This window comes from Lentzea cavernae (assembly GCF_014653695.1).
Lineage (GTDB): Bacteria > Actinomycetota > Actinomycetes > Mycobacteriales > Pseudonocardiaceae > Lentzea > Lentzea cavernae.
The window spans coordinates 42,248-54,514 of the sequence record NZ_BNAR01000032.1 but is presented as its reverse complement, the minus strand read 5'-3'; the positions used below and the strand labels follow the sequence as shown (position 1 = coordinate 54,514).

General features: G+C 71.0%; 13 protein-coding genes. 3 read left to right on the top strand and 10 right to left on the bottom strand.

Annotated elements, in window-relative coordinates:
- Positions 1 to 210 precede the first annotated feature (210 nt).
- Entirely contained in the window at positions 211 to 375 is a 165-nt protein-coding gene (locus tag IE307_RS46320; protein ID WP_170176444.1) for a hypothetical protein, read from the top strand.
- Positions 376 to 377: 2 nt separating this feature from the next.
- Here the strand turns inward: IE307_RS46320 and IE307_RS46315 are convergent, their stop codons facing one another.
- Complete coding sequence (locus tag IE307_RS46315; protein ID WP_229905706.1) at positions 378 to 968, bottom strand: LURP-one-related family protein; 591 nt, start codon at positions 966 to 968, stop codon at positions 378 to 380.
- On the bottom strand, positions 965 to 1,324 hold the full coding sequence (locus tag IE307_RS46310) for a nucleotide pyrophosphohydrolase (protein WP_191305887.1): 360 nt from the start codon (positions 1,322 to 1,324) through the stop codon (positions 965 to 967). Before IE307_RS46310 ends, IE307_RS46315 begins: the two co-directional genes overlap by 4 nt.
- Before the next feature lie 87 nt (positions 1,325 to 1,411).
- Between IE307_RS46310 and IE307_RS46305 the strand changes: the two genes are divergently transcribed.
- Positions 1,412 to 2,212 carry an NAD(P)H-binding protein gene (locus IE307_RS46305; protein ID WP_191305886.1) on the top strand — a complete coding sequence of 267 codons (801 nt, stop codon included), beginning with the start codon at positions 1,412 to 1,414 and terminating at the stop codon, positions 2,210 to 2,212.
- Here the strand turns inward: IE307_RS46305 and IE307_RS46300 are convergent.
- The 3 genes from IE307_RS46300 to IE307_RS46290 form a co-directional block, all read right to left on the bottom strand.
- Positions 2,185 to 3,102: a hypothetical protein gene (locus IE307_RS46300; protein WP_191305885.1), complete on the bottom strand. Its 918-nt coding sequence runs from the start codon at positions 3,100 to 3,102 to the stop codon at positions 2,185 to 2,187. The two genes, IE307_RS46305 and IE307_RS46300, sit on opposite strands and share 28 nt — an antisense overlap.
- A gap of 125 nt (positions 3,103 to 3,227) precedes the next feature.
- Positions 3,228 to 4,139, bottom strand: coding sequence for a helix-turn-helix domain-containing protein (locus tag IE307_RS46295; protein ID WP_191305884.1), 912 nt, complete (start codon positions 4,137 to 4,139; stop codon positions 3,228 to 3,230).
- A 145-nt stretch (positions 4,140 to 4,284) separates the two neighbouring features.
- Positions 4,285 to 4,917, bottom strand: coding sequence for a hypothetical protein (locus tag IE307_RS46290; RefSeq protein WP_191305883.1), 633 nt, complete (start codon positions 4,915 to 4,917; stop codon positions 4,285 to 4,287).
- Positions 4,918 to 4,965: 48 nt separating this feature from the next.
- Between IE307_RS46290 and IE307_RS46285 the strand changes: the two genes are divergently transcribed.
- A complete protein-coding gene (locus IE307_RS46285; protein ID WP_191305882.1) occupies positions 4,966 to 5,415 on the top strand; it encodes a very short patch repair endonuclease in 450 nt (149 codons plus the stop codon).
- Positions 5,416 to 5,509: 94 nt separating this feature from the next.
- On the opposite strand, the gene IE307_RS46280 is transcribed toward IE307_RS46285, so the two are convergent.
- The 5 genes from IE307_RS46280 to IE307_RS46260 form a co-directional block, all read right to left on the bottom strand.
- The gene (locus IE307_RS46280; protein WP_191305881.1) at positions 5,510 to 8,140 is read right to left on the bottom strand and encodes an AAA family ATPase; all 2,631 of its coding nucleotides are present in this window, start codon (positions 8,138 to 8,140) and stop codon (positions 5,510 to 5,512) included.
- Positions 8,137 to 8,973: a metallophosphoesterase family protein gene (locus IE307_RS46275; protein ID WP_191305880.1), complete on the bottom strand. Its 837-nt coding sequence runs from the start codon at positions 8,971 to 8,973 to the stop codon at positions 8,137 to 8,139. The genes IE307_RS46280 and IE307_RS46275 overlap by 4 nt, the downstream gene beginning before the upstream one ends.
- On the bottom strand, positions 8,951 to 9,367 hold the full coding sequence (locus IE307_RS46270) for a hypothetical protein (protein ID WP_229905705.1): 417 nt from the start codon (positions 9,365 to 9,367) through the stop codon (positions 8,951 to 8,953). Before IE307_RS46270 ends, IE307_RS46275 begins: the two co-directional genes overlap by 23 nt.
- Positions 9,364 to 11,730, bottom strand: coding sequence for an AAA family ATPase (locus IE307_RS46265; RefSeq protein WP_191305878.1), 2,367 nt, complete (start codon positions 11,728 to 11,730; stop codon positions 9,364 to 9,366). The genes IE307_RS46270 and IE307_RS46265 overlap by 4 nt, the downstream gene beginning before the upstream one ends.
- 155 nt (positions 11,731 to 11,885) lie before the next feature.
- On the bottom strand, positions 11,886 to 12,242 hold the full coding sequence (locus IE307_RS46260) for a peptidase inhibitor family I36 protein (protein WP_191305877.1): 357 nt from the start codon (positions 12,240 to 12,242) through the stop codon (positions 11,886 to 11,888).
- Positions 12,243 to 12,267 lie beyond the last annotated feature (25 nt).

Sequence of the window (12,267 nt, the reverse complement as noted above, 5' to 3'; positions counted from 1 at the left end):
TGGTACTGCACTGGTTACGGTGTGGGAGAGTAGGTCGCCGCCGAACTTAATTTGCCCTGCGGGTTGAGCGCCACAAGCGCTCCCCGCAGGGCTTTTTCATGTCCACGTGCATGTGGCGCTGTGCTCATTGAGCGGCTGACCGGGTGATGAGACCCCGGCGAGCGGGTGACGTGCCTCAGGCGCTCTCCGATCCTCCCTACCGTGATCGTCATGAACGAGCAGTGGGCAGGGGAGGCACCTTTGCGGTGGCGAGCGCGCAGGAGGCGGGGCAGGCACGCCCGCGAGCCCGCGCCGTCCTCGCAGTCGATCCTGCCCGCAGTGCTCGGCGTCGTGCTGCTGGTGTGCCTGATCCTCCTCCTGCTGACGTACCTCTAGTCCTAGCGGGACTGCAGCGCGTCGAGCGCCACGGCCTGAGCGATCACGAGCCGGCGGTCGACGCCAGGATCCTGGATCGTGACCAGGTAGTGGTCGCGGATCCAGGTCTTCTTGTCGACGCTGAACACGGGAGCGCCGTTCTCCGTCGCGAAGTCGAAGTGATACCGCATGGGGAACGGCGCATCTCCGATGTACGGGATCCACCCCCACACCCGGCGGAAGCCCGCGAGCCACTTGTTGCGCTCGGCGCCGGTGGCCGTGCCCATGCCCGGCTGCTCCAGGTGCCAGGTGGAGCGCAGCAGCGACTTGCCGAAGTCCTTGCGGAACAAGCCGATCGACCTGCCCTGCTCGTCCGTCACGTCGTAGCCGCCGCCCAGGTCGAGCACCTTGCGGGCGTTGAACTCGAACAGCACCCGGCTCTTCGACGAGTTGGTGTAGATCGTGACCCGTTCCTTGATCTTGAGCCTCTTCTGCTCGGCGAAGCCGACCAGCTGGCCCGGCCGGCCGTTGTCGTCGAGGAAGACCTCGTAGCGGTTGACCATGAAGGTCACCTTCTGGTGCATGTGCAGGACCTGCGCGTTCTGGACGCTCACAGCTCACCCTTCTCGACGGGGACGGGAGTGAGGCTCCCGGTCGGGAACCGCCGCTCGTTGCGATCGATCTTGGCGAACGAGGCCTCGACGAGATCGACGCCGAGCTTGTCCGCCAGCCTGGTGAGGTAGTGCATCACGTCCGCGAGCTCGTCCCGTACGTTCCAGGCGAGATCCGGGTCCTTCATCGCGTCTTTCGCCTCTTCCGGCGTCAGCCACTGGAACAGGTCGGTGAGCTCGCCGACCTCCGCGGACAAGGCCATCACCAGGTTCTTGGGAGTGTGGTAGCTGTCCCAGTCACGGGCAGCGGCGAACGCGCGCAGGGCGTCCCTCAGGTCCACGAGATCACGCTGACTCATGCCCACTGACTACCACGTGGACGAACGAGCAAGGACGGCGGCCGATCAATCATGGATCGTCCGCGTCAACGTTGATTAGCTCTAGTCATGTCCACATTGAGCGGAATCACCACCTCGTCCATCCTCGTGCTCGGCGCCACAGGCAAGACCGGCCGCCGCGTCACCGGCCTCCTGGGCGCGGCCGCGCGTCCGGCTTCGCGGTCCGCGGCCACGAAGTTCGACTGGTCCGACCCAGGCACCTGGGAGCCCGCTGTCGCCGGCACCACGGCTGTCTACGTCGTGCCGCCGGAGAACCCCTCGCCGCTGCCCGGTTTCGTGGACGTCGCGGTGAAGGCGGGCGTCACCCGGCTCGTGCTGTTGTCGATGCGCGGCGCTCCCGACGACGACCCGTTCGAGTCGGCGATCAAGAACTCCGGTGCCGAGTGGACGATCCTGCGCCCCACCTGGTTCATGCAGAACTTCGACGAGGACATGTTCGCTGCGCCCGTGCAGCAGGGTGAGCTTGCCGTCCCCGCCGGTGAGGGCGTCCACCCGTTCATCGACGTGGTGGACATCGCCGAGGTCGCCGTCACGGCGCTGACCCAGCCCGGTCACGACGGGCAGACCTACGACCTGAGCGGGCCCGAGGCCTTGTCGTTCACCGAGATGCTGGCGCGGATCTCCGCGGTGACGGGCAGCCCGGTGCGGTATGTGGACGTCGCGCCGGAGGAGTTCGCCGCCGCGTTGCGCGGGGCCGGCTACCCGGACGAGATCGCGGACCTCGTCACGATGCTGCTCGTGCGCATCCGCACAGGAGAAGAGGCGCACCTGTCCGACGGTGTGAAGCGCGTCCTCGGCCGTGAGCCGCGGACGTTCGCCGACTACTTGGGCAGCAGCAAGTTCGCCTGAAGGCCGCGCGTGCCCTCGTTGGTGATGACGGCTTCGCAGAGCGCGCGCCCCGTGCCGGCGCGCCACTCCTGTGCCATGTCGCAGTAGCGAAGCCCCATCGCGTAGGTGAGTTGGCCGACGCACTCGCCTTCGAGGAGCACCTCAAGGGTGTGCTCACCAACGTGAGACCCCTTAACTATGCGGCAGTCGCGGAGTTCGGCGATGACGTGGACGGGCGTGCGGCCGTTGACGACGCGATGCAGCACGTGCTGGTGGGCTTCTTCCCCCACGACGGCGACCTGGTGCTCGGCCGGCATCGTCGGTGCGGTGCCGAGCGCCTCGTGGTCGAGCAGCAACAGCCTCGGGGCACCGAGGTGCAGGTGCACGCCGTAGCGCTGACCGGTGCTGACGATGCGGGCAGGGCACGAGCCGACCTCGCCGCGGTCGGCCAGTTCGAGCAGGAGGTCCTGGTAGTCGACGGCCTGCTCGCTGCGCAGGTAGCCGGCGGTGAGCGCGGAGCCGTCACCGCGCAGCAGGTCGACCCGCACCGCAGCGTGGTCGTGCCGGGTGGCGGGTTCCGGCACCAGAACCGCGGTGGCCGGGACGTCGGTGCTGTCCTGGAGGCCGGGAGTGGAGAGCCCGGCGATCTCGGCGATGGCGTCCTGGTGGTGAGGCTCTCCGACGATCGCGACCCGCCCCGCCGTGGAAAGACGGCGCAGCCGGGAACGTGTGCGCAGCGGAGTGATCTGTTCGGTCGTCCTGTTCTTGGTGCCGGCGAACATCAGGGCGAACAGCGCCAGACCGATGACGAAGCCCAGAGGGCCGAAAGCAACGGTCAGAACCAGCGCGAGCACGGCGACAGCGATCAGGACGGCGGCAGGCGAGGGTTCTGTGCGTTGCTGCATCGTCATGGGGCATCCTCACGACTCGGCTTCACGTCACTCTCAGTGTCGGACAAGCCGGACGATGCGTTTCAAAGATCGCTCGTTTGGCCCAGTGGGCCACAGTGAAAACTTCGTTCCGTGACTGAGCTGGATCAGTGGACCAGCGTGAGGCGTGCGCGCCCTCTCGGACCTGGTTCTCCTCCACCCGGCAGGGCGGTCAGCACCAGCCCGAACACGAGGCCGTTCAGCTCCTCCAGCCCGAGGTGCAGCTCTTTGGCCACGTGTAGCGGTGTCGTGCCGTTCTCACGGAGGACCTTGAACACCTTGGTGAGCAGCTTCGAACTCTCGCGGCGTGTCATGCCGCCCTGCACGAGGCTGTGGACGTTCGCCCACTTCGTGAACTGGTCCCTGCCCACGTGCCAGTGGCGGTGGTCGGTGCCGGCCAGTTGCCGTTGCGGCATCAGGAACTCGGCCGCGAACTCGTGCGGCTCGTCGTGCCCGAGCAGCACCGCGAGCTGGACGGCCGTGTCGAACCGCGCCTGCTCCGGCGTCGCCGACGGCGTGAGGAACACGAACGGCGTCCCGTCGTGCCAGCAGGAGAACGCCTCCCGCGCGCCGCAGTCGACCGGCAGCGAGAACACCCGCACACCGTGGGACTCCACCAGCTGGACCATGTTCGGAGCCGGCCCTCCGGCGAGCCGCCACGCGTCACGCGTGCCCTGCGGCGACGTCCGCGGAGGCGGCAGATCGGGCTGGGGGAGCACGAACAACCGCTCCAGCCACCCGTTGAACTCGATCGCGAGCTGCGCCGCCGCCGTCACCTGCTCGCCGAGCGGCACGGTGTGCAGCAGGTTCTGGGGCCGGGGAGGCTCCGGGGCCGTCAGGAACGAGGCCGGGAAACCCAGCGCTCCCGCCAGCGACTCGAGGGTGGCGGGCTTGGGACTGCTCAGCCCGCGCTCGTACTCACCGATGGCCCGCGCCTGCACACCCGACTTCCGCGCCAGCTCGGCCGCGGTGAGTCCGCGCCGGGTGCGGGCGAGCGTGAGTCGCGTGGGCGTGAGCATGATCCGGACATTGTCGCCCGTGGCGTGACGCGATGCCAGGCGGGTCCCGCTGTGCGGACGAAGCCCCGGCGCCGCAGCCCTTCGGCGCCACCGAGGGCTCGCGGAGCGCGACGGCCGTGCTCGGCACCGCCCGCCGAAGCCGTGCTCACCGCCTGAGCGCGATCGGGAAGTCCACCTCCTCCGGGCCGTCCACATTGGGCGTCCTGAGCTGTGGGAACTCCATCGGCGGCAACGGGATCCGGTGCGCCCACCGCTCGATGACCTGGTTCTGCGGCGTCGGCTCCGGCTGCGACACCTCGCGCAACACCACGAGCCTGTCCTCGAGCTGCAACGGGTACGTCACCAGGAACCACAACTTGAACCCCTCGGTGCGCACGTTCTCGAACAGCGCGAACTGGTCGTGGTCGTTGTCCCGCATCATCGCCGCGATGGCGGGACCCTTCGCGTAGTCGCTGCGCAGCGGCGCCTCCGGCGACCCCGTGCCCCGGTTGCCCTGCAACGTGCCCAGCAGGACAGGCCGCGACGGGTGCCGGATGAGCCCCGCGTTCCAGTGGTCGAGGCGCTGCCACCCCTCCGCCGCCAGCAACTGCCGCAACGTGCCCACCCGGTGGATCCAGTCGAGCAGCCCCGGCGCGTTGGTGGGACCGAACGGCGGCGAGGCGGCGCGGGCGTCGATGCCCGCGGCGATCGCCCGGTCCAGGACCGCGCGGCGAAGCCCCAGGTCGGCGAGCTGCTCGTCGGCACTGGGGGTGAGCTTGCGGAAGGCGGCGTTGGTCATGCTCCGACGGTAGCGACGGGGTCTGACATTTCCGGGAAACTGCTGCTCGTGTACCGCTACGTCGACGCGGGCCCCGCCCCGCCAGCCACGTCCGAGGCGACGTCGAAGGTCATGCGCCGCACCCGCCGTACCGGCACCGCGCCGGAGCTGGCGGTCAGGCGGGCGTTGCACCGCCGGGGGATGCGCTACCTCGTCGACGTCGCGCCACCGGGCACCAATCGGCGCCGACGTGTCGACGTCGTGCTGCGAGGGGCGCGGATCGCGTTGTTCGTCGACGGGTGCTTCTGGCACTCGTGCCCGGAGCACGGCCAGCTGCCGAAGGCGAACCGCGAGTGGTGGCGGGTGAAGCTGCACGGCGTGGTCGTCCGCGACCGGGACACCGACACGCAGCTCACGTCAGCCGGGTGGCGCGTCGTCCGCGTGTGGGAGCACGAAGACCCGGAAGAGGTGGCCGACCGCGTCGTCGCGCTCGTCGCGAGGAGGCCGGATGACGCGTGAGTGCGGCACGAGGCGAGAAGAGGTCGGCTGACGTGCGAGCGCGGTGCCCCGGGGGAGAGGCCCGAGGCACCGCGCTCCGCGGCCCGGCTCCCGGTCAGGCCGCCACCGGCGTGAGCTCGTGCAGCACGTCCCGCTCACCCAGCCGTTCCCGCGCCCACTCGGCCACCGCGGTGTCCTGCGCGAACAGCACGATCTGCCGGTCGGCGGAGAGCTGCAGCAACAGGTCCAGCAAGGCACGCGTGCGGGTGTCGTCGGCCTGCACGGTGACGTCGTCCAGCAGCAACGGGCACGGTTCCGCAGCCAGGTGCTGGGCGAGGGCGACGCGCAGCAGCAGGTAGATCTGCTCCGCGGTGCCGAGGGACAGGTGTGAGGCCTGGTGCCACGAGTCGGAGGCCGTGCACACGCGCACGCCCAGGGTGGCCGCGTCGACGGCGGCGTCCACGTAACGGCCGTCGGTCACCGAGGGCAGCCACGTGCGGAGGGTTTCCTCGAGAGCGGGGGCGATGGTGCTGTGCACCTTGTCGCGGGCCGCGGTCAGGTAGCGGGAGGCCAGGTCGATGGCTTCGACCTCGGCGGTGACCTCGGCCAGGGCTGCGGTGGCGGTCTGGAGGGTCTCCTCGGCGTCCGGGACGCTCGGCAAGGAACGGGCCGTCTCCGCCACGGTTGCCGCCAGGGAGTCCGCCGAGGTGGCCAGTGAGGGGTCCACCGGGTCGCAGGCCGCGTAGCGGAGGGCGGCTTCGACGAGCGTGGTGTGGTGGGTCTGGGCCGCGGAGAGGGTGGCTTCGAGGTCGTCCACGGTTCCGGAGGCCACCAGGGACTGGAGTTCCGCCCACGCGTTGCGCTCGTCCTCCGCCTCGCGGAGCAGCCGGTCCCAGTCGCGTTGCCATTCGGCGATCGCGCGCAGCAGGTCCTCCGGGCGGTCGCCGGTGCGGCCGATCGCCTTCACGGCCTCGCGCAACAGGTTCAGCGCTCGCGTGTGGGCGGCGGCGGCCTCGGCGACGGTGGCCTCCGCCAGGCGGCGGTCGGCGAGGGCCTGGGCGAGGAGTGGGCGTTGGGCGGCCATCAACGCCTGGCGGCCGCGCACCTTGCAGTCCGTCTCGTAGTCCACCAGCAGGTCCGGCACGGACATGGCGGCGTCGGCCTTGCCTCGGGCGGCCAGTTCCACGCGGATGGCCTTCTCGGTGCGGGCCACCTCGGAGACGAGGTCGGCGTGCTCGGCCTCCCAGGCGGCGCGGTTCGCCAGGCGCCACAACGTTTCTCGGTCCGCGGGGATGCCGAGGGCCGCGCAGCCGGAGACGGCCTCGTCGTGCACTCGGGCGGCTTCCGCCGCGACCGCGCGCTGGCCCTCGGCCTCGGCGAGGGTGCGGTCCGCGCTGAAGAGCCGGCCGCGCGCCTCGGTGGCGGTGGCGGCCTGGTCGGCTGCGAAGACCACGGCGGCCTCGCGTTCGGGGGCGTTGCCGCGGGACATCGCGCCGGCGACGCCCGCCACCAGTGCGGCGACGAGGACGCCGGCGGCCGCGAAGTGCTGGTCGGTCAGGATGAGCAGGCCGCCCACGAGGGTGGTCAGGCAGCTCAGTGCCAGCAAGGCGTTGCGCAGGAACGGGTTCGGCATCGCGATCTCCTGCACGCGCGCCGCGGCCACGTCGGCCTCGACCTGCGTGCGGGCCGCGTCGGCCGCTGCCTCGTCCTGGTGCACGCGGGCGGCGTCCACCTCGATCGACGCGGTGGTCAGGCGGGCGCCGGCGGCGGGGTCGAGCCGCGTGGCCAGGCCGCGCAGCACCGACGGTTCCGCGGTGGTCGGCGGTGAGGGCCTGCGTTCGCCGTGCGCGGCGGCGACGGCGGACGCGGTGGCGTAGGCCGAGGCCACGACGCGGAGTTCGTCGTCCAGCGCGGTCTCGCCGACCGGGGCTTCGGGCAGGGCGTCGAGTTCGTGCCGCAGCGTCTCCGCCGACGGGCCCGTCAGCACGCGCGGGTTCGGTGCGGCACGCCACGCGGCCGTCGCGCGGTTCACCAGACGGGCCAGTTCCTCTTGTGCGGCAATGCCCGACGGCGGTGAGTCGCCGAAGCGCTCCTGCAGGGCGGTGATCCGCGCCATGCGGGACGCGAGCGCCTCGACCGAGGCGGCGTGCTCGTGCACCTCCAGGCGCGCACGGGCGGCCGCCGCGGAACGGGCCTGGGCGCTCAGTTCCAGGTAGCGGGTGTGTTCGCGGCGGGCCACGGCGAGGTCCGTCTCGGCCTCGCGCACGCGGTTCCGCGCCTCCTTCAACGCCTCCACCGGCGCGGTCAGCCGTTGCAGCGCCTGCTCCACCGTGCCGTCGGTGCCCGCGGTGGCGGCCGCGCGCCGCAGGTGGTCCTGCAGGCCGTCCGCCGCGTCCAGCACGGTCAGCAGCTGCGCCTGGTCGACGCACGCCGTGGCGGTGAACGACGAGCGGTCGAGACCCAGCCGCCGCGACACGTCGGGCACGGAGTCGTCGTTCAGGTCGCGGTCCACCGCGACGACTTCGCCGGACTCCAGCGACACCATCGCCGCCACCCGCCACGACTCGCCCCGCCACGGGCGGTGCCGGGCCGACGGATCACCGCACAGGGCCGCGCGGATGGCGGCGTGCCACGACGACTTCGCCGACTCGTTCACACCGGACACGACGGTCAGGCCGGGCGCCAACGGCAACGTGCGGTCGTGCAAGGGCCCGAACGCGTGCGCGGTCACGGACTCGATCTTCACCGTTCCTCCAACGCCCGCAGGCCGGTGGCGAGCACACGGCCGCGCATGGCCTCGTCCAGGTCCGCGTCCGCCAGCACGTCGCGCACGAACTGGCCGCGCACGGTCCGTTCCGCGGCCACGGAGTCGAAGTCCAGCAAGGGGAACGCCGTCTCGGAGTCCAGCCACTCGAGCGACCGCGACGCCGACACGTCGATCACCTCGCGCGACACCGAACCGTCCTCGTGCACGGTGCACAGGACGGCTCCGCGCTCACCGGTCTCGCCCGGTGTCAACGGATCCGGGTTGCCGGGGAACGTGTAGTTCACGGCGTGCTCGGGCGTGTGCACATGCCCCAGGAACGCGTGGTTCAGGCCGGTGATCGCGACGTCACCGGGCGCGCAACCGTGGCCCAGGGCCAGGTTCACGCCGCCGCGGGTCACCGCGAAACCGTCCAGCACGTCCCGCGCCGGACCGGGCCCGAGATGAGCGGCGCCCCACAGCGTGACGCCGTCGGCGAGCTCCACGGGCGTCAGCGACTCCGACGAGAACACGTGCACGTTCGGCGTCCAGTCCACCTGCTGGTAGACCGACTGCGGCCCGTACCAGTCGTCGTTGCCGGGAGCCAGGTACACCGGCACGGAGCAGTCGAACGACGACCGCAGGAACGCCGCGGTGGACGGGGAGCAGCGGTCGTGCTCGTACAGGTCGCCGGCGCAGAGCATCGCGTCGGCGCCGGTCTCCTGGGCGAGGTCCACGATGCGGCCCAGCGTGTCGCGCAGGGCCTTGCGCCGCACCGGACCGGCGCTGGGGAAGCGCGTGTCCAGGTGCAGGTCAGCGAACAACAGCAGTTTCACCGGTGCCTTCAGGGATGTCGATCGTGCCGGACAGGGTCAGGTGCAGCTGGAGGGCCTCGGCCACGTCGGCGGTGTCGGCGTGCCAGCCGGTGAGTTCCTCGGCGGTCGGGGTCAGCTCGTAGCCGTGGTGCCGGATCGCGCGGCTCAGCGCGTGCCACAGTTGCGAGACGTCGTGGGCCACGTCGGCGTCCACGTGGGACGCCAGGTCGATCAGCAGCGCCTGCACGGGCTGTTCGGAGTTCTCGGCACGGCACGCGCGGGCGACCGAGCGCTCCACCGCCGTGCGCAACAGTTCGGCGCAGCAACGGATGCGCACGCCGTCGAGCTGGTCCGGGCGTGCCAGCAAGTTCGCCACGCAGGTCAGCCGGTCCTGGACGTCCGGGGTGAGGTTCATCGCTGCAGCCATCCCGCGAGCAGTTCGGTGTCTCTGATCAGCACGTCCAGATCCCCGCTGTCACCACCGACGCGGCAGGCCTGCAGGAGGTCGACGGCCCACGACCCGACGACGTCCTCCAGGTGCGGCAACAGCTTCGCCGGCTCCCCGAGGTCGTCGAGCACGGCGAGCGAGAGCTTCTGCCGGGTCGTCAACGCGCACTCCAGCAGGCGTTCGACCTCGGCGTGCGGCGTTCCCCTGCCGAGCCGTTCGCGCCGGAACCTCGCGTGGGAGGCCGATTCCAGCGCCGTCCGGCAGCACGACGCCACGAGCTCGGCGCGCAACGTGTCCGGCAGGTTCTCGTCGGTGCGCATCGCACGGGCGTCGCTCAGGCACCTGCCGACGGGGTCCTCGGCCATCCGCACCTGCACCACGGACTCCTCGCCGCGGCAGACCTCCCACACGGTGCTGCTCAGCCGCAACCGCCGCAGCGCCTCCACCAGCCGTTCGTCGTGCGTGAAGACCACGACCTGGCGGGTGAGCCCGACGTCGGCGAGCACCTGGGCGAGACCGTCCACCTTGGACGCGTCCATCGCCTGCACCGGGTCGTCGATCACGACGAACCGGAACGGGCTCTCGTCGACCATCGCGCGGGGCAGGAACAGCGCCAGTCCCAGCGAGTGCAGCTCTCCCTGGCTCATCACGGCGAGCGCCGAGTTCGAGACGCCGTCGACCGACACGTCCAGCTCGACGTTGCGGGTGCCACCGAGCCGCACCGCGCCCAGGTCGACGTTGCTCTGCTGGCGCAGCCGCTGCCAGATCCGCTGCGACTCCTTGGCGAACGGCGCGCTGCGCTCGGCCCGCAGCTTGGCGGCGGTCTTGCGGATCCAGTTCTCCGCCTCCGTCACGTCGGCGAGGACCTCGGAGTCCGCGAGTGCCTGCTGTGCCTGGGAATGCCACTCGAACAACGCGATCGCCATCGGCCGCCACACCAGGTCGTGGCGCTCGATCTGCTCGCGCGCCACGGACTTCAGCTGCTCCACCGCCTGGGCGAGGTCCGCGTACCGGTCGAACACCACCTGCCGCAGCCGCACCGGGTCGTCGATCGAGAGGCAGGCGTGCCACGCCTGCCAGGCCTGCAGCACGGCCGTCGTGTCGAGCAGGTCCTGGGTCTCGGTCAGCACCGCCGGCACCGGCTGGCACAACGCCCGCGTCGCGGCCACCGCCACGTCCAGCCGGTCCGCGGCCTCGTGCAGCTCCGCGGCGGCCTTCGCGAGGTGCTCGGCGCGCTTCTTGGCCTTGCTGAGCCACTGCCCGTCGAGCTTGCCCAGGTTGCAGACCGGGCACTCCTGGTTGCCGCCGGACTCCTGCAGCTGGACCGCGAGCCGCAGGATCTCGCTGCACCGCAACGAGTCCTGCGCGTTGGCGGTCGCGACCTCGGTCACCGTGCCGAGCGCGAGGTCGAGGGCCTCGCGGGCCCTGCCGACCTCGTCCTGAGCCGGCAGCGTCACGTCCATGACCTGCTGCAGGAGACTGGTCCCGGTGCCGACGTCGGCCCGCAGCGCGAGGTCCGCGATCGCGTCGAGGTCGGGCGAGTCGCTGCCGAGCAGTTCGGCGGCGCGGTGGGCGCGTTCGTCCTGGGACGCCGCCAGCTCCGCGCGGACCCGTTCCCGCCGGTCGTAAGGGCGGGCGACGATCTCCGCGAGGCGCTTGCGGTGCTCGGCGAGCGCCTGCTGCGCCTCCGTGATCGCTTCCAGGCCCAGAAGGCGGTGCATCGCCTCGTAGAGGTCTTCCGGCTGTGCGTCGAGAACGGTCCCGAGCTCGCTGTAGGGCAGGAACGGCCGGTAGGTCTCCAGCGCGTCGTGCCACCTGCGGTCGTCGAACGGCTCGTCGTCCTGCGTCCACTCGCCCTGCGCCGGGTCCTCGTCCGGTGCCCAGCGTCTTCGGATCGTCGTCCTGCCCTGCTTCGCGGCCTGGACGAGGTCCAGCTCGACGGCGGTGTCGGGCTGGTGCAGGTTGCGCCAGCCCTGCCGCCACACGTCGTGCCGCGCACGGGCCCAGCGCGCGTTGTACCCGGTCAGCGCCAGTTCCGCGGCCTCGGCGAAGCTCGACTTGCCCGAGCCGTTGCGCCCGGTGACCACGGTCAGCCCCGGACCCGGCGCGAGCGGCAGGCGTGCCTGGGGACCGATGCCCCGGAAGCCGCGCACCCGGATCTCCGACAGGTAGATCCCCTGACCGGGGCCGTCGGACCGCTCCTGGGGACTCCGCTCCTCGGCCGGCACACCGGCGAGCGCGCGGTCCAGCGCCACGTCGCCCCGGCACGCCGCCAGCACCAGTTCTGCCGCACGTGGGGTGAGTTCGTATTTGGCCAGTCGCCCGGCCATCAGTTCGAGTAACCCGGCTTCACCCGCCACGGTCACATTTCCTCCAGCTGCCACCACTCGATAGGGCGGCAACTTAGGCACGAAAGGGGACCTACTGGTGAGTACTCACACGATCGAGTGGTGTTACATAGGGTGACTAAAGGTGGGCGCCGTCGTTAAGGACCCCACACCTGCAGGCCCCTGATCACGAAGTAGGCGTCCGGCACGTAGGTGCCGTGCTTCGGGTAGGTGGTGAACTCGGCCTCCGTCGAGCAGTTCTCGCGCTGGTAGACGGTCGCGTCCCTGCTCAGGCGGTTCGCGAACGACTTCCCGATCACCGCGAGCGTGATGCACTCGCCCGGGTTCGCCGATTCCACGTCGAGGCGCTGCACGGTCCCCGTGTACTCCGGTCCGGTCCACACGCAGAACTCGCCCTTGTCGCAGGTCTTGTCACTCTGCGCAACAGCGATCCCACTCGAGGCAACCGTGCCCGCAGTGATCGCCAGGGCGGCGATGAGGCTCTTCGTCGACATGGGCGCACCTCCGTCCGGACGAGTG